The 16,180-nt window shown below is 69.0% G+C and carries 16 protein-coding genes; 12 read left to right on the forward strand and 4 right to left on the reverse strand.

Annotated features, from left to right (window positions below; genetic code table 11):
• Positions 1 to 341 precede the first annotated feature (341 nt).
• A complete protein-coding gene (locus tag ACZ3TS_RS15615) occupies positions 342 to 2,669 on the forward strand; it encodes an immune inhibitor A domain-containing protein (protein WP_467617956.1) in 2,328 nt (775 codons plus the stop codon).
• A gap of 166 nt (positions 2,670 to 2,835) precedes the next feature.
• Positions 2,836 to 3,168, forward strand: coding sequence for a hypothetical protein (locus tag ACZ3TS_RS15620; protein WP_467617958.1), 333 nt, complete (start codon positions 2,836 to 2,838; stop codon positions 3,166 to 3,168).
• Between the two features lie 7 nt (positions 3,169 to 3,175).
• Here the strand turns inward: ACZ3TS_RS15620 and ACZ3TS_RS15625 are convergent, their stop codons facing one another.
• Together ACZ3TS_RS15625 and ACZ3TS_RS15630 are read right to left on the reverse strand one after the other, a co-directional pair.
• Positions 3,176 to 3,760 carry a nicotinamidase gene (locus ACZ3TS_RS15625; RefSeq protein WP_467617960.1) on the reverse strand — a complete coding sequence of 195 codons (585 nt, stop codon included), beginning with the start codon at positions 3,758 to 3,760 and terminating at the stop codon, positions 3,176 to 3,178.
• A gap of 250 nt (positions 3,761 to 4,010) precedes the next feature.
• Entirely contained in the window at positions 4,011 to 5,339 is a 1,329-nt protein-coding gene (locus ACZ3TS_RS15630; protein WP_467617962.1) for a nicotinate phosphoribosyltransferase, read from the reverse strand.
• A gap of 92 nt (positions 5,340 to 5,431) precedes the next feature.
• Here ACZ3TS_RS15630 and clpS point away from each other — a divergent pair, with 92 nt between their 5' ends.
• From clpS to ACZ3TS_RS15675, 9 genes are all read left to right on the forward strand, one after another.
• Positions 5,432 to 5,749, forward strand: a complete 318-nt coding sequence (gene clpS, locus ACZ3TS_RS15635) for an ATP-dependent Clp protease adapter ClpS (RefSeq protein WP_467617964.1) — start codon at positions 5,432 to 5,434, stop codon at positions 5,747 to 5,749.
• 11 nt (positions 5,750 to 5,760) lie between these two features.
• Entirely contained in the window at positions 5,761 to 6,366 is a 606-nt protein-coding gene (locus ACZ3TS_RS15640; protein WP_467617966.1) for a DUF2017 domain-containing protein, read from the forward strand.
• Positions 6,367 to 6,709: 343 nt separating this feature from the next.
• Positions 6,710 to 8,170, forward strand: coding sequence for an amino acid permease (locus tag ACZ3TS_RS15645; protein ID WP_467617969.1), 1,461 nt, complete (start codon positions 6,710 to 6,712; stop codon positions 8,168 to 8,170).
• Positions 8,171 to 8,245: 75 nt separating this feature from the next.
• Positions 8,246 to 8,668 carry a M67 family metallopeptidase gene (locus ACZ3TS_RS15650; RefSeq protein ID WP_467617970.1) on the forward strand — a complete coding sequence of 141 codons (423 nt, stop codon included), beginning with the start codon at positions 8,246 to 8,248 and terminating at the stop codon, positions 8,666 to 8,668.
• Positions 8,669 to 8,756: 88 nt separating this feature from the next.
• Complete coding sequence (locus tag ACZ3TS_RS15655) at positions 8,757 to 8,852, forward strand: putative leader peptide (RefSeq protein ID WP_344415113.1); 96 nt, start codon at positions 8,757 to 8,759, stop codon at positions 8,850 to 8,852.
• 113 nt (positions 8,853 to 8,965) lie between these two features.
• Complete coding sequence (locus ACZ3TS_RS15660; protein WP_467617972.1) at positions 8,966 to 9,244, forward strand: MoaD/ThiS family protein; 279 nt, start codon at positions 8,966 to 8,968, stop codon at positions 9,242 to 9,244.
• A 6-nt stretch (positions 9,245 to 9,250) separates the two neighbouring features.
• The gene (locus tag ACZ3TS_RS15665) at positions 9,251 to 10,201 is read left to right on the forward strand and encodes a PLP-dependent cysteine synthase family protein (protein WP_467617974.1); all 951 of its coding nucleotides are present in this window, start codon (positions 9,251 to 9,253) and stop codon (positions 10,199 to 10,201) included.
• 364 nt (positions 10,202 to 10,565) lie between these two features.
• Entirely contained in the window at positions 10,566 to 12,644 is a 2,079-nt protein-coding gene (locus ACZ3TS_RS15670; RefSeq protein WP_467617976.1) for a putative Ig domain-containing protein, read from the forward strand.
• Between the two features lie 113 nt (positions 12,645 to 12,757).
• Positions 12,758 to 13,333, forward strand: coding sequence for a hypothetical protein (locus ACZ3TS_RS15675; protein WP_467617978.1), 576 nt, complete (start codon positions 12,758 to 12,760; stop codon positions 13,331 to 13,333).
• A 46-nt stretch (positions 13,334 to 13,379) separates the two neighbouring features.
• Here ACZ3TS_RS15675 and ACZ3TS_RS15680 read toward each other — a convergent pair whose 3' ends face one another.
• On the reverse strand, positions 13,380 to 13,820 hold the full coding sequence (locus ACZ3TS_RS15680) for a type II toxin-antitoxin system PemK/MazF family toxin (RefSeq protein ID WP_467617979.1): 441 nt from the start codon (positions 13,818 to 13,820) through the stop codon (positions 13,380 to 13,382).
• Positions 13,821 to 14,067: 247 nt separating this feature from the next.
• Here ACZ3TS_RS15680 and ACZ3TS_RS15685 point away from each other — a divergent pair, with 247 nt between their 5' ends.
• Positions 14,068 to 14,820 carry an MBL fold metallo-hydrolase gene (locus ACZ3TS_RS15685; protein ID WP_467617980.1) on the forward strand — a complete coding sequence of 251 codons (753 nt, stop codon included), beginning with the start codon at positions 14,068 to 14,070 and terminating at the stop codon, positions 14,818 to 14,820.
• 88 nt (positions 14,821 to 14,908) lie between these two features.
• Here ACZ3TS_RS15685 and ACZ3TS_RS15690 read toward each other — a convergent pair whose 3' ends face one another.
• On the reverse strand, positions 14,909 to 16,159 hold the full coding sequence (locus ACZ3TS_RS15690; RefSeq protein WP_467617983.1) for a PTS transporter subunit EIIC: 1,251 nt from the start codon (positions 16,157 to 16,159) through the stop codon (positions 14,909 to 14,911).
• Between the last annotated feature and the right edge of the window lie 21 nt (positions 16,160 to 16,180).

The following is a 16,180-nucleotide window of genomic DNA, read 5'->3' on the forward strand; positions in this document are numbered from 1 at the left end:
CGCCATTCCGACGCTTCGCCTGTCGACTCTATTCGCCTGCATGCCCGAGCGGAACGGCTGGTAAGCGTGACCTAACCCACGGTGCCGATGCACAGGGGGCGCACGGAGTCATACAGTCCATCAACTGGACGGACTCGCGCGCCGGTTGACAGGCGACTATGCCGTTCGTATACCGGACGTCTGTTTCTATTAATGCAGTTGGTCTGTTCAAGTCAAGGTCTGTCTTTTCTCTTAAACCTCCGGTCAAATGTCGTCACTTGACACACGCGTACACCGCGCGCGGACCCTCCACGACCGGGACTCCTCTTCCGTGCGATCGGGCGCGTCGGGGAGGACTTCAAGTGACCAGCAGACCCTGGACGTTCAGAGCGGCTGCGACGGTCGTCGCGCTCGCCGCGGCCACCGCCACACTCTCGGTGTCCGCCGTGGCCCAGGCCGGGCCGGGCACCTCGGCGGCGGCCGCCAACCGGCACGACCCGCAGCCGGTCAAGAGCAGGGAGCACGACCTCGACGGACCGCTGAGCAAGACCCAGGACGCCCAGCGGGAGGAAGCGCTGGGCCGGGTCATCTCGGGCAAGGCCACGGTCACGGACCGCGGTGCCTCGAAGGTGGTGAAGCTCAGCAGCGGCAAGTACGTCGAACTCGCCCGCGAGCGCACCGACAAGATCTTCACCATCCTCGCCGAGTTCGGCACCAAGACGTCGCAGTACGGCGGCACCGCCGGCCCCCAGCACAACCAGATAGCCAAGCCGGACCGCGCCACGGACAACAGTACCGAGTGGCTCGCGGACTACAACCGGCAGCACTACCAGGACCTCTACTTCTCCCCGGACACGAAGAAGAAGTCCCTCAAGCAGTTCTACGAGAAGGCCTCCTCCGGCCGTTACTCGGTCGAGGGCCAGGTCCAGGACTGGGTCAAGGTCGACTACAACGAGGCCCGGTACGGCACCAACGAGTGCGACACCTGCGTCTGGAACCTGGTCAGCGACGCCCTGGCCAAGTGGGTCGCCCAGCGCAAGGCCGCCGGGGACACCGCCGCGCAGATCAAGGCCAAGATCGCCCAGTACGACCAGTGGGACCGCTACGACTACGACGGCGACGGCAACTTCAACGAGCCCGACGGCTACATCGACCACTTCCAGATCGTGCACGCCGGTGAGGACGAGTCCGCGGGCGGCGGCGCGCAGGGCGAGGACGCGATCTGGGCCCACCGCTGGTACGCCTACGGCACCGACGCAGGCAAGACCGGCCCCGAGAGCAACAAGCTCGGTGGCACCCGGATCGGCGACACCGGAATCTGGGTCGGCGACTACACCATCCAGCCGGAGAACGGCGGACTCGGCGTCTTCGCCCACGAGTACGGTCATGACCTGGGCCTGCCCGACAACTACGACACCACCGGCAACGCCGAGAATTCCACCGGGTTCTGGGACCTCATGTCCTCCGGTTCCTGGCTCGGCACCGGCAAGGACAGCATCGGCGACACCCCCGGCGACTTCACCGCCTGGGACAAGCTCCAGCTCGGCTGGCTGGACTACCGGGTCGTCACGTCCCGCGCCAAGTCGCTGACGAAGATCGGGTACTCGGAGTACAACACCGAGAACCCGCAGGCGCTGATCGTCACCTTGCCGAAGAAGACCGTCACCACGGATCTGATCACCCCGGCGAGCGGTTCCTACCAGTGGTGGAGCGGCAGCGGCAACGGCCTGGGCAACACCCTGACCCGGGACCTCGACCTCACGGGCAAGTCGTCGGCCTCGCTGTCCCTCAAGGGCTACTACGACATCGAGAAGAACTACGACTTCCTGTACACGGAGGTCTCGACCGACGGCGGCACGACCTGGAAGCCGGTCGACGGCACGGTGAACGGAACCGCGATCCCGCGCGACGCGAGCGACCAGCCCGCCCTGACCGGCACCATCGACGCGTACGCCGACCTGGTCTACCCGCTCGACGCCTACGCCGGTCAGGCGATCAAGCTGCGCTTCCGCTACACCACCGACACCGGTGTGGCCCAGAAGGGCTTCACCGCGGACGACATCACCATCACGGCCGACGGCTCCACCGTCTTCAGCGACGGCGCCGAGAACGGCACCGGTGACTGGGCGGTGAACGGGTTCTCCGTCAAGGGCGCGTCCTTCAGCGGCGACTACCCGCAGTACTACATCGCCGAGAACCGTCAGTACGTGTCGTACGACTCGACCCTGAAGACGGGCCCGTACAACTTCGGCTTCCTGAACACCAAGCCGAGCTGGGTCGAGCACTACCCGTACCAGAACGGCCTGTTGATCTGGCTCTGGGACACCTCGCAGGCCGACAACAACGTCAGCGACCACCCGGGCGAGGGTCTCATCCTGCCGGTCGACGCCAACGCCAAGCCGCTGAAGTGGGCGGACGGGACGTACATGCGCAACCGCATCCAGGCCTTCGACTCCACGTTCACCCTGGAGCCGACGGACGCGATCACGCTGCACAACAACGGCGTGGCCGTGAAGATCAAGAGCCGCCCGGGAGTGCAGGTCTTCGACGACCACGCCGGCACCTACTACTACTCCGCGACCCCGTACGCGGGCGTGAAGGTGCCGGACACCCACACGAGGATCAAGCTCCTGCGGCAGACCAAGAACGGCAGCGTACTGACGGTGGCGGTGCTTCCGTCGAAGCGGTAGGTCCTCGGACGATCATGTCCTTCGTGGCGCTGCTCACAAACTGAACACTGTCTTCGCAGGTCAGCGCATGATCGGCTGCGACCCTCTAGCGGGTCGCGGCCGATCGTGTTTAGGTGCCTCCTGTGGCTTTCTTATTGACACCAGGTCTTACGGGGGTATGAGACGCATGGCCGCAGGAGGTTTCTGCAAGCTGCCGAACGGCAGTGTGGTGGTGGCGCTGAACCTGCCCAGCCCGGGTTCGGGCAGCGGTTTGGTCCGCGTGCTCGTCCTCGCCCAGAACCGCGCCCGGGCGCTGACGCGCCTGCGCAACCTGGGCCTGCGCGCCGTCTACCTGCGCGGCAACGCGGCGCCGCCGACCCCCGACGAGATCACGGCGGTCCTGCACCACCCCGACGGCCTGATATGGCGCACCGCCCCCGACAGCGCGAGCCAGGAGCTGTCCCAGGAGCTGTGGCACCCGATCAGGGCACTTCTGCGACACCGGACGGCGCGGGCATAGGAGCGCGCTACACCACCGGCTTGCCGGACAGCTCCACGCCGGCCTCGCGCAGCTCCTCCAGCGCCCGCTCCGTGGTCTCCTCGGACACCCCGGCGGTGAGGTCCAGCAGCACCTGCGTGCGGAATCCGTGCCGCACGGCGTCCAGTGCGGTGGCGCGAACGCAGTGGTCCGTGGCGATCCCCACCACGTCCACCTCGTCGATCTCCCGCGCCCGCAGCCAGTCGCCGAGCGACACCCCGTTCTCGTCGGCTCCCTCGAATCCGCTGTAGGCCGCCGCGTACGCCCCCTTGTCGAACACGGCGTCGATCGCACCGGAGGCGACCGCCGGGGCGAAGTTCGGGTGGAAGCCCACGCCCTCCGTGCCCGCTACACAGTGCGCGGGCCAGGAGTGGACGTAGTCGGGATTGTCGGCGAAATGCCCGCCGGGGGCGATGTGGTGGTCACGGGTGGCGACGACATGGCGATATCCGGCGGGAGCCTGTCCGATCAGCTCGGTGATCGCGGCGGCCACATCGGCACCTCCGGCCACCGCGAGGCTGCCGCCTTCACAGAAGTCGTTCTGTACATCTACGACGATCAAGGCGCGGCGCATGGTCGGTGTCCTTCGGCTTGGCAGCGGTTCGGAGTGCAGGGGTGCGGAGCCCGGCCGTCTGTACGAACTACCGAGCCTAGAGACTTCACGGGCCGGGCGGGAGGGGGCATGTGGCGGTCGGCAGGGTGCGCGGCTGCGCTGCCGTTGCATTCCCACCGGCGGCTCGTTCATGCACCCGGCCGGACGGGTCGGCCGAAGCCGCACCCCGCCCTTGCTCCATGGTCGTACGGAACGGGTCGTAGGGACCGCGTCACATGTATTCGGTCGGGATGACCGGTTCCCCGCGCGACAGCTGGGTCGCCGACAGCGGAAGTCCGGCGCGCGCGGTCGCGTGCCGGTCGCGTACGACGTCCAGCGACTCACGGGCGACTACCTGGCCGCCCTTGACCAGCTGGACCAGCAGCTGCCGGTCCGCGAGCTCGTCCGGCACCGGTCCGGTGCCGACCACCTCGGCCTCCGCCACCCCGTGCTCGTCGAGCCGCCGTGCCGCCCACTTGCGCCCGCCGATGGAGGTCTTGCCGCCGACCGACTTCTTCGCCACGGGCACCAGCGGAGCCTTCGGGTCCGCCGACTCGGCGCGGGCGACCAGCTTGTAGACCATCGAGCAGGTCGGATGGCCGGAACCCGTCACCAGCTGGGTGCCGACGCCGTACGCGTCCACGGGCGCCGCCCGCAGCGAGGCGATGGCGTACTCGTCGAGATCGGAGGTCACGACGATCTTCGTGTGGGTCGCGCCCAGCTCGTCGAGCTGCTGCCGGACCCGGTGCGCGACCAGCAGCAGGTCGCCGGAGTCGATGCGTACTGCGCCCAGCTCGGGCCCGGCGACCTCCACGGCGACCCGTACGGCCTCGGTGACGTCGTACGTGTCCACGAGCAGCGTGGTGCCCCCGCCCAGCGACTCGACCTGGGCCCGGAAGGCGTCCCGCTCGCTGTCGTGCAGGAGCGTGAAGGCGTGTGCGGACGTCCCCACCGTCGGGATGCCGTAGCGGAAGCCGGCGGCCAGGTCCGAGGTGGTCGTGAAGCCACCGACGTACGCGGCCCGCGCGGCGGCCACGGCGGCCAGCTCATGGGTGCGCCGGGCACCCATCTCGATCAGGGCCCGTCCGTCGGCGGCGGAGGACATGCGCGAGGCGGCGGCCGCGACGGCGGAGTCGTGGTTGAGGACGGAAAGGATCACGGTCTCCAGGAGCACGCACTCCGCGAAGGAGCCCTCGACCCGCATGATCGGCGAGCCCGGGAAGTAGACCTCTCCCTCCGGGTAGCCCCAGATGTCGCCGTCGAAGCGGTACTCGGAGAGCCACTCCAGGGTCTCCTCGTCGACGATCCGGCGCTCCCGCAGGAAGCCGAGGACGTCCCCGTCGAAGCGGAAGTTCTCGACCGCGTCCAGGACGCGCCCGGTGCCGGCTACGACGCCGTAGCGGCGGCCGTCGGGCAGCCGCCGGGTGAAGACCTCGAAGACGGAGCGCCGCTCGGCGCTGCCCGCCTTGAGGGCGGCCTGCAGCATCGTCAACTCGTAGTGGTCGGTGAAGAGCGCCGTCGAGGGCACGTCCACCGGCAGCCCAAGGTCCGCAGTGTTCATGAGCGCCGATCGTACTCCCATCTCGTCAGACTGACGATTTGTGGTGGTGGCGGCGGTGCCCGTTTGTGCGAGCCCCCGGGTGTGGTGGCAGCATGGGCCGTGTGACGGCACCCGCACCCCTAGAGATCGAAAAGACCGAGTCGGCGGAGGAGCACTTCGCCGTACCCGAACCCGATGTCCCGTGGGTGACGATCGTCCACAACGACCCGGTCAACCTCATGAGCTATGTGACGTACGTCTTCCAGACGTACTTCGGGTACACGAAGGACAAGGCCACCAAGCTCATGCTCGACGTCCACCACAAGGGCCGGGCGGTCGTCTCCAGCGGTACCCGCGAGGAGATGGAACGCGACGTGCAGGCCATGCACGGCTACGGTTTGTGGGCCACCCTCCAGCAGGACCGGAAGTAACGACCTCCCTGATGTCAGGACACTTCGAATCACTCCCCGGCGGCGGCGCCGCCGTCGCGCTCGACGACGTCGAGATCTCCATCATCCGGTCGCTGGCCGTACAGCTGCTGGAACTCATCGGACCGGGCCCCGCCGAGAACGGCGGTGACGACCCGCTCGCCGAGCTGTTCGCGGAGGGCCCCAGCGAACCGCCCTCGGATCCGGTGCTGCGCCGCCTGTTCCCGGACGCCTACGGCGGGCCCGGCGGCGAGTCGGCCTCGCCCGAGGAGGCCGAGGAGCAGCACGCGCACTCCGCCGAGTTCCGCCGCTTCACCGAGAACGACCTGCGGGCGCGCAAGCGGGACAACGCCCTCGCGGTGGTCCGCTCGCTGGACGCGCTGACCTCGGCGAGCGAGGAGGGCGGCGTCCTCAAGCTGTCGCACCAGGAGTCCGAGCAGTGGCTCGGCGCCCTGAACGACCTGCGCCTGGCGATCGGCTCCCGGCTCGAGGTCGCCGACGAGGACGACACCGACCACCTCTACCGGCTGCCGGACGAGGACCCGCGCAAGCCCATGGTGATGGCGTACCTGTGGCTCGGCGGTCTGCAGGAGACACTGGTCACCACCCTCATGCCCTGATGTGCGGCCATCAGGCTTTGCTCGATCGTGATCCGGTGTTCGCTCAGCGGACGCTCAAATCCGGATAACGATCGCGTCACCGTTGCGGCCGGTTATGCCCATTTGGGCGTATTTTTGTCCGCTTCTTCCAGTGCGGTGTGTCACATTCCGTACAGCCGATCAATGTTGCGGCCGTGATAAATCTTCACGACCGCCCGACGGGACACCACCCAATGTCCGGTCGGGTGCGCCACCGAGCCGGCGACCGCCGGCCAGGCACCGCTCCATCACATCCGGGGGGATCGGAACCCGATCCGAAGCCATGGGACTGGCTCGGGTCGGCATGGAGAAAGGCGCACCACACATGACCTCGTCGCAGGTCGGTAAGCACGACAAGAGCCGTGCCGGCAGTGAGGCCGTGAGCGGCGACGCCCCCGAAGAGGGGTACGAGCGCGGGCTCGGCAGCCGTCAGGTCCAGATGATCGCGATCGGCGGCGCCATCGGCGTCGGCCTCTTCCTGGGTGCCGGGGCGAACATCGCCAAGGCCGGGCCCAGCCTGATCTTCATGTACGCCCTCGCGGGCGTGATCATCTTCTTCATCATGCGGGCGCTCGGTGAGCTGCTCCTGTACCGCCCGGTCTCGGGCTCCTTCGCGGAGTACTCCCGCGAGTTCCTCGGCCCGTTCTTCGGCTACTTCACCGGCTGGACGTACTGGCTGATGTGGGTGGTGACCGGCATGGCCGAGCTGACGGCCGCCGCGATCTACGTCCACTACTGGTTCCCGTCCATCCCGCAGTGGGTGACGGCGCTGGTCTTCCTGGTGGTCCTGTTCGTGGCCAACCTGATCTCGGTGAAGCTGTTCGGCGAGATCGAGTTCTGGTTCTCGATGGTCAAGGTCACCGCGCTCGTCGGCATGATCGTGATCGGTCTGGGCGTGCTCACCTTCGGCTTCAGCTCCGCCGGGGACACCGCCTCGGTCTCCAACCTCTGGCAGTTCGACGGCTTCTTCCCCAAGGGCATCGGTTCTTCGCTGATGACCCTGCAGGGCGTCATGTTCGCCTACCTCGCCGTCGAGCTGGTCGGTGTGACCGCCGGCGAGTCGGAGAACCCCGAGAAGACCCTCCCCAAGGCGATCAACACCCTGCCCTGGCGCATCGCGCTCTTCTACGTCGGCGCCCTCACCGTCATCCTCTGCGTGGTGAAGTGGACCGAGTTCGCGCCCGGCGTGAGCCCGTTCGTCAAGGCCTTCGCGATGATCGGCATCCCGGCCGGCGCAGGCATCGTCAACTTCGTGGTGCTCACCGCGGCCCTGTCCTCCTGCAACTCGGGGATGTACTCCACCGGCCGCATGCTGCGCACCCTCGCGGACAACGGCGAGGCCCCGAAGGTCTTCAGCCGGCTGTCGGCGTCGAAGACCCCGGCCCTCGGCATCACCGTCTCGGTCGCCTTCATGGGCATCGGCGTGGTGCTGAACTACATCGTCCCCGAGAAGGCCTTCGGCTACGTCACCTCGGTGGCCACCGCGGCCGGCATCTGGACCTGGCTGATGATCCTGATCAGCCACGTCCTCTACCGCCGCGCGGTCGACGCCGGCCGGCTGCCCGCCTCCTCCTTCCCGGCCCCGGGCGGCGCGGTGTGCAGCTGGATCGCCATCGCGTTCCTGCTCTTCGTCACCTGCCTGATCGCCTACGACGCCGACTCCCGCGTCTGCCTGTACGTGATGGCCGTGTGGGCGGCCGCCCTGGCCGTCGGCTGGGCCGTGCTGAAGGCGCGCAACCCGCATGTCACCCAGCGCCGCGAACCGGAACTGGAGAAGGTCGGCTGAGCATCCCGCTCACGATGTGGGCCATCCCGTACCACCCCTCGGTACGGGATGGCCCTTCTGCTTATCCTGACGAGCATGCTGACCATCACCCAGGCCCTGTACGACCAGATCGTCGCCCACGCGCGCCAGGACCACCCCGACGAGGCGTGCGGCGTCGTCGCGGGCCCGGTGGGCTCCGGCCGCCCCGAGCGCTTCATCCCGATGCTGAACGCGGCCCGCTCGCCCACGTTCTACGAGTTCGACTCCGGCGATCTGCTCAAGCTGTACCGGGAGATGGACGACCGCGACGAGGAGCCGGTGGTGATCTACCACTCCCACACCGCGACCGAGGCGTACCCCTCCCGCACCGACATCTCGTACGCCAACGAGCCGGGCGCCCACTATGTCCTGGTCTCCACCGCCGACACGGACGACGCGGGCCCGTTCCAGTTCCGCTCGTTCCGGATCGTGGAGGGCGAGGTGACCGAGGAGGACGTCAAGGTCGTGGAGACCTACTGACTCCGCCGGTCCCGCAATTCGGTCAGAATTCATCCACCATGCGAGATCACACTCCGGGTGCGGCCTGGGGAATCGATACGATGACCCCATGGTTTTCCACGACGTGAGCAAGAAGACGCCGGGCACGCTGCTCGTGGCGCGGCTGCACGTCGACCTGTGCAGGCTGAACAGCGCCATCTGTTGACGTCGCCCTGCCGCCGCATGGCCGTGAGCCGCGGCGTCCCGCCCCGCGTACGACTACGCTCCCGCGCCGCCGCGCGCCCCCGACCAGACTTCTCCCGACAGGAGCCCTGAGCCATGGCCATCGAGGTCCGCATCCCCACCATCCTTCGCCAGTACACCGACGGTCAGAAGGCCGTCGAGGGCACCGGGGAGACCCTCGCCGAGCTGATCGCCGACCTCGAGACGCGCCACACGGGCATCCAGGCCCGCATCGTGGACGGCGGCGAGCTGCGCCGCTTCGTGAACGTCTACCTGAACGACGAGGACGTCCGCTTCCTCGACGGCATCAACACCAAGGTCGCCGACGGCGACAACGTGACGATTCTGCCGGCCGTGGCCGGCGGTATGGCCTGATACCAGATGCGCTACGACTCTCCGCTGGCCGCGGTGGGCAACACCCCTCTGGTGCGTCTGCCGCGGCTCTCGCCGTCCCCCGATGTCCGTATCTGGGCCAAGCTGGAGGACCGCAACCCGACCGGCTCGGTCAAGGACCGCCCCGCGCTGCACATGATCGAGCAGGCGGAGAAGGACGGCAGGCTGACGCCCGGCTGCACGATCCTGGAGCCCACGTCGGGCAACACGGGCATCTCGCTGGCCATGGCGGCCAAGCTCAAGGGCTACCGCATGGTGTGCGTGATGCCGGAGAACACCTCACAGGAGCGCCGGGACCTGCTGGGCATGTGGGGCGCCGAGATCATCTCCAGCCCGGCCGCGGGCGGCTCCAACACCGCCGTGCGCGTCGCCAAGGAGCTGGCGGCCGAGCACCCGGACTGGGTGATGCTCTACCAGTACGGCAACCCTGACAACGCGGGCGCGCACTATGCGACGACCGGGCCCGAGATCCTGGCCGACCTCCCGTCCGTCACTCACTTCGTGGCCGGTCTCGGGACCACCGGCACGCTGATGGGCGTGGGCCGCTATCTGCGCGAGAACAAGCCGGACGTGAAGATCGTCGCGGCGGAACCGCGCTACGACGACCTGGTGTACGGCCTCAGGAACCTCGACGAGGGCTTCGTACCGGAGCTGTACGACGCCTCGGTCCTCACCACCCGCTTCTCGGTCGGCTCGGCCGACGCGGTGACCCGCACCCGTGAACTCCTCCAGCAGGAGGGCATCTTCGCGGGCGTCTCCACGGGCGCCGCCCTGCACGCCGCGATCGGAGTCGGCAACAAGGCCGTCAAGGCGGGCGAGAGCGCCGACATCGTCTTCATCGTGGCCGACGGCGGCTGGAAGTACCTGTCGACGGGCGTCTACACGGCGGCTACGACGGAAGAGGCGATCGAGACGCTGCAAGGCCAGCTCTGGGCGTAGTAGGCCGCCGCTCCGGGACCGGCCCCGGTTCCCATCGACGCGCCAACCCCCTCCTATGAACGCGCCAACCCCCTCCTATGAGGGGGCTAAGCGCTGCCTATAGAGCGGCAAAGATCTTCTTCCGGGGCTGCCCTCCCTCTCAGGTCCGGGCTAGGTTCTGGCCGCACCCTGTCATGTCACGCTCACTCGGCACGCAGGGTGTTTCAAGTACAAAGTGTCATGCCCATGATGCGCCTCCCACCGCCGCTACGCGCGTCACGGCCTGTCACTCGGCTTGCGAATCCCCACTTCCGGCTGTGGCCCCGCGTTCGGCCCCACCCAGGCCCGCGCGGCGCCGGCCTCGAACCGAGAGAGGCAGCACCCCATGCGTGAGTCCCGCCCGAGCAAGCGGCGACGGAGCCTTCGAAGACTCCTGACCGCAGCCCTCCCCGCGCTCGCCCTCACCGTCGCCGGTCTCATGGCGGCACCGGCCGCCGGCGCCCAGAGCGCCCCCGACACCGTGCAGTCCTCACACGCGACCCGCGCCGCCCAGAACGCCAAGGCGCTGACGGACTCCAAGGCGCAGACCGTCCACGCCACCGGCAAGGCGGGCCAGAGGGTGCCGACCGCGCACCTGTGCGGCGCCCCGACCCCCGGCCACGCGTCCTGCTTCGCCCAGCGGCGTACCGACATCAAGCAGCGGCTCGCCTCCGCGATGGCGGCCGCCGCACCCTCCGGCCTCAGCCCGGCCAACCTGCACAGCGCCTACAACCTGCCCTCGACCGGCGGCTCCGGTCTGACGGTCGCGGTGGTCGACGCCTACAACGACCCCAACGCCGAGTCGGACCTGGCGACCTACCGCTCGACGTACGGCCTGTCGGCGTGCACCAAGGCCAACGGCTGCTTCAAGCAGGTCAGCCAGACCGGTTCCACCACCTCGCTGCCCTCCAACGACACCGGCTGGGCCGGTGAGGAGGCGCTCGACATCGACATGGTCAGCGCCGTCTGCCCCAACTGCAACATCATCCTCGTCGAGGCCAACTCCGCGACCGACTCCGACCTCGGCGTCGCCGAGAACGAGGCCGTCGCGCTCGGCGCCAAGTTCGTCTCCAACAGCTGGGGCGGATCCGAGTCCTCCTCCCAGACAACCGAGGACACCCAGTACTTCAAGCACCCGGGCGTCGCGATCACCGTCTCCTCGGGCGACTCCGCCTACGGCGCGGAGTACCCGGCGACGTCCCAGTACGTGACCGCCGTCGGCGGCACCGCGCTGTCCACGTCCTCCAACTCCCGCGGCTGGACCGAGTCCGTGTGGAAGACCAGCAGCACCGAGGGCACCGGCTCCGGCTGCTCCGCCTACGACCCGAAGCCGAGCTGGCAGACCGACACGGGCTGCTCCAGGCGCATGGAGGCCGACGTCTCCGCGGTAGCCGACCCGGCCACCGGCGTCGCGGTCTACGACACCTACGGCGGCTCCGGCTGGGCGGTCTACGGCGGCACCAGCGCCTCCGCCCCGATCATCGCCGGCGTCTACGCCCTCGCGGGCACCCCGGGCTCCAGCGACTACCCGGCGAAGTACCCGTACTCCCACACCGCCAACCTGTACGACGTCACCAGCGGCAACAACGGCAGCTGCTCGACCTCGTACTTCTGCACCGCGGGCACCGGCTACGACGGCCCGACCGGCTGGGGCACCCCCAACGGCACGACCGCCTTCGCCTCCGGCAGCAGCTCCGGCAACACGGTGACGGTCACCAACCCGGGCAGCCGGGCCACCACGACCGGCAGCTCGGTCAGCCTGCAGATCTCGGCCACCGACAGCGCGGGTGCGACCCTCACCTACAGCGCGACCGGCCTGCCGACCGGCCTGTCGATCAACAGCTCGACCGGCCTGATCTCCGGCACCGCCTCCACCGCGGGCACCTACAGCGTGACCGTCACCGCCAAGGACTCGACCGGAGCCTCCGGCTCGGCCTCCTTCACCTGGACGGTCGGCTCCTCCGGCGGCACCTGCTCCTCGGCGCAGTTGCTGGGCAACGCCGGCTTCGAGTCGGGCAACACCACCTGGACCGCCACGAGCGGGGTCATCACCAATGACAGCGGTGAGGCGGCGCACGGCGGTTCGTACAAGGCCTGGCTCGACGGGTACGGGTCCTCCCACACCGACACGCTGTCCCAGTCGGTGACGATCCCGTCCGGCTGCAAGGCCACGTTCACCTTCTACCTGCACATCGACACGGCGGAGACCACCACCGGCACCCAGTACGACAAGCTGACGGTGACCGCTGGTTCGACCACGCTGGCGACGTACTCGAACCTCAACGCCGCCTCCGGCTACACCCAGAAGTCCTTCGACCTGTCCTCGTTCGCGGGGTCCACGGTCACCCTGAAGTTCAGCGGCGTGGAGGACTCCTCGCTGCAGACCAGCTTCGTCGTCGACGACACCGCCCTGACGACCGGCTGACGCACCTGTGCGTACGGGGCCCCGACCGCGCCTGCGGCCGGGGCCCCGGTGGCGCTCGCGCGCGGATCCTGATGCGCTGGAGAGACGTCACACCCGTGCCAGGGCACACGACAATGGACAAGGCACAGGAAGGCGGCCGCCCCATGCGCCGTACGACGCTCAACCGGATCCCCCTCGTCGCCGTCGCGGCAGCGGCGCTCCTCGTCGCGGGCTGCGGCAGCCGGAGCGACGGCGGGGCGGCCGGCAGCGGCGCGGCGTCTGTGCCGGGACCGACGTCGGCCTCACCGTCCGCGTCGCCGTCGGTTTCCCCCTCCGTGCCGCCTCCGGGGTCGCCGTCGGTGTCGTCACCCCCCGCGGCGACCGGGACGGGCTGTGCGCCCGAGCTCCGGCTCACCGCGGCCGACACGGGCCGCACCGTATGCCTGACGAAGGGCGGCCAGGTCCGTCTCACGCTGGACGGCACCGAGGACCGGCCGTGGACCCCCGTCACCGCGACGGGCGGCGCGCTGAAGGCCACCAACGCCGGCATCGTCATCCAGCCGGGCGACGCCGTCGCCGCGTTCGACGCGGTGGCGCCGGGGACGGCACGGCTCACCGCGACCCGCCCCCTGTGCGCCAAGCGCCCCGGCCAGGTGTCGTGTCTGGGCATCGAGCAGTGGGCGGTCACGGTGACGGTGACCGCGCCATGAGAGCAAGCCACGCGGACGACGCCATGAGGACGAGCCATGAGGTCGATCAGCCCGCCAGGTACCGCACCTGATCCCACAATGCGGGGTCCACCACACCCACCCGGCGCCGGAAGTCCCACAGCGGCACGTCCCGCAGTTCGTCGGTCTCCAGAAAGCTGGGCCGCCCGTGGGCGTCGGCCACCGTGCCCGGCGGCAGCGGGATCACGCCCGCCCGTTCGTCGTGGTAGCGGCTGGTGATCTTCGCGACGGTCGCGCTGTCCCCGCGCACCGCCAGCACCAGGCACGGCCGGTCCTTACCGCCGGGCCGGCCCTCGTACGGGAGGCTCGCCCACCAGATCTCGGCCGGCCGTGGATGCGCCCGGGCACGGCGCGGCGGACGCGTGGCGGCACGGCGGCGGCGGTGCCCGCGCCCCCAGCCGTCCACCAGCGTCGCGACCAGCGCGAGCAGCACCACCGCCGCCAGTGCCAGCCACCAGGACGTGTCCATACGGATGACGGTACCGGCGCGTTCGGCGCGTCGCCCGCCCTTCACAACTCCCCTGCGCCGTAACGCGCTCGGCGCGCGTCATCGATCCAGCCGAACCGGTGACACCACAGGTGAGTTCCCCCACAACGGCCCCTGGCGGAGGAGCGACCGGCCCTTATGCGCCTTACGCTCGACGGACCGCACGACCCCCGTCACCGTCCCCCGTCCCTGCCTTCTGCACTTCCTGCCACGCGGAGGTTCCAGCTTTATGAAGCTCACCGTCGTCGGCTGCTCGGGGTCGTTTCCGTCCGCGGACTCGGCCTGCTCGAGCTACCTCGTCGAGGCCGACGGCTTCCGGCTGCTCCTCGACATGGGCAATGGCGCCCTGGGCGAGCTGCAGCGCCACTGCGGTCTCTACGACCTCGACGCGATCTTCCTCAGTCATCTGCACGCCGACCACTGCATCGACATGCTCGGGTACTTCGTCGCGCGCTACTACCGCCACGACGGCGGCCGCGCGGCGCCGATCCCGGTCTACGGCCCGGAAGGCACCGAACAGCGCCTCACCACCGCCTACGCCGACACCCCCTCGGCCTCCTCGATGAGCGAGGTCTTCGACTTCCACACGGTCAAGCCGGGCACGTTCGAGATCGGCCCCTTCACCGTCCACACCGAACGCGTGCGCCACCCCGTGGAGGCGTACGGCATCCGCGTCGAGCGCGGCGGCAGGTCGCTCACGTACTCCGGCGACACGGGCGTGAGCGAAGCCCTGGACGAACTGGCCCGCGACACGGACCTGTTCCTGTGCGAGGCCGCGTTCACCTACGGCAAGGAGAACATCCCGGACCTCCACCTCAACGGCCGGGAGGCCGGCGAGACGGCCGCCCGCGCCGGTGCGCGCCGCCTGGTCCTGACCCACATCCCGCCGTGGACCGACCCGCAGGTCAACCTGGCGGACGCCCGCGCCGTCTACACGGGACCGGTGGAGCTGGCGGCGCCGCGGGTGTCGTACGAGGTCTAGCCCCGCCGTACGGGAACCCGCCCTCACACGCCCGAAGGCCCCGGAACCGTGATGAGGTTCCGGGGCCTTCGCGTCGCTCGGGACGGGCTCACGCCTTGGTGAGGTCCTCGACCTCCTCGTCGGGCTCGCGGCCCGGGGTGGGGAGGTTGAACTTGTTGATCGCGAAGCGGAAGACGACGTAGTAGATCGCTGCGAACACCAGACCGATCGGGATGATCAGCCAGGGCTTGGTGGCCAGGTTCCAGTTGAGCGCGTAGTCGATGGCGCCCGCGGAGAAGGTGAAGCCCGCGTGGACGCCCAGCGCCCAGGTGATCGCCATGGACAGAGCGGTCAGGACCGCATGGATCGCGTACAGCACCGGGGCGATGAACATGAACGAGAACTCGATCGGCTCGGTCACACCGGTCACGAAGGACGTCAGCGCGAGCGAGATCATCATGCCCAGTACGGCCTTGCGGCGCTCGGGGCGGGCGGAGTGCGCGATGGCCAGCGCGGCGGCCGGCAGACCGAACATCATGATCGGGAAGAAGCCCGACATGAACTGTCCGGCGGTCGGGTCGCCGGCGAAGAAGCGGTTGAGGTCACCATGGACGACCTGGCCGGCCGTGTTCTTGAAGTCACCGATCTGGAACCAGGAGACGGTGTTCACGAACTGGTGCATGCCGACCGGGATCAGCGCACGGTTGATCAGACCGAACAGGCCCGCGCCCAGGGCGCCCAGCCCGGTGATCCACTCACCGAAGCTCGAGATGCCCTCGCCGATCGGCTCCCAGACCAGACCGAAGAAGACACCGGCGAGCGTGCCGACGAAGGCCATGATGATCGGCACCAGGCGACGGCCGTTGAAGAAGCCGAGCCAGTCCACCAGCTTGGTGCGGTGGAAGCGCTGCCACACCACAGCGCCCAGCAGACCCATCAGGATGCCGCCGAGGACACCGGGGTTGTTGTAGGTCGCCGCTATGTCCGCGCCCGCCTGGACCTTCGCCTCGGTGACAGGGAACGCCTTGAGGACGTTGCTGTAGACCAGGAAACCGACCAGGGCGGCGAGGGCGGTGGAGCCGTCCGACTTCTTGGCGAAGCCGATCGCGACACCGATGCAGAACAGCATCGGCAGGTTGTCGAAGATCGCGCCACCGGCCGTGGCGAAGACCGCCGTGACCTTGTCGGGCAGGTGCAGTTTGTCGTGGATGTCCTGCTGGCCGAACCGGAGCAGAAGACCCGCCGCCGGCAGCACGGCGATCGGGAGCTGAAGACTGCGGCCGACCTTCTGCAGGCCCTGGAACAGGCCTGATCCCCGCTTCTTTGCGGGGGCCGCCGAGGTTGCGGTGGCGGTGCTCATACTTCCTCCATGTGCCGGGTG

The organism is Streptomyces sp. NPDC022910, from assembly GCF_055561075.1.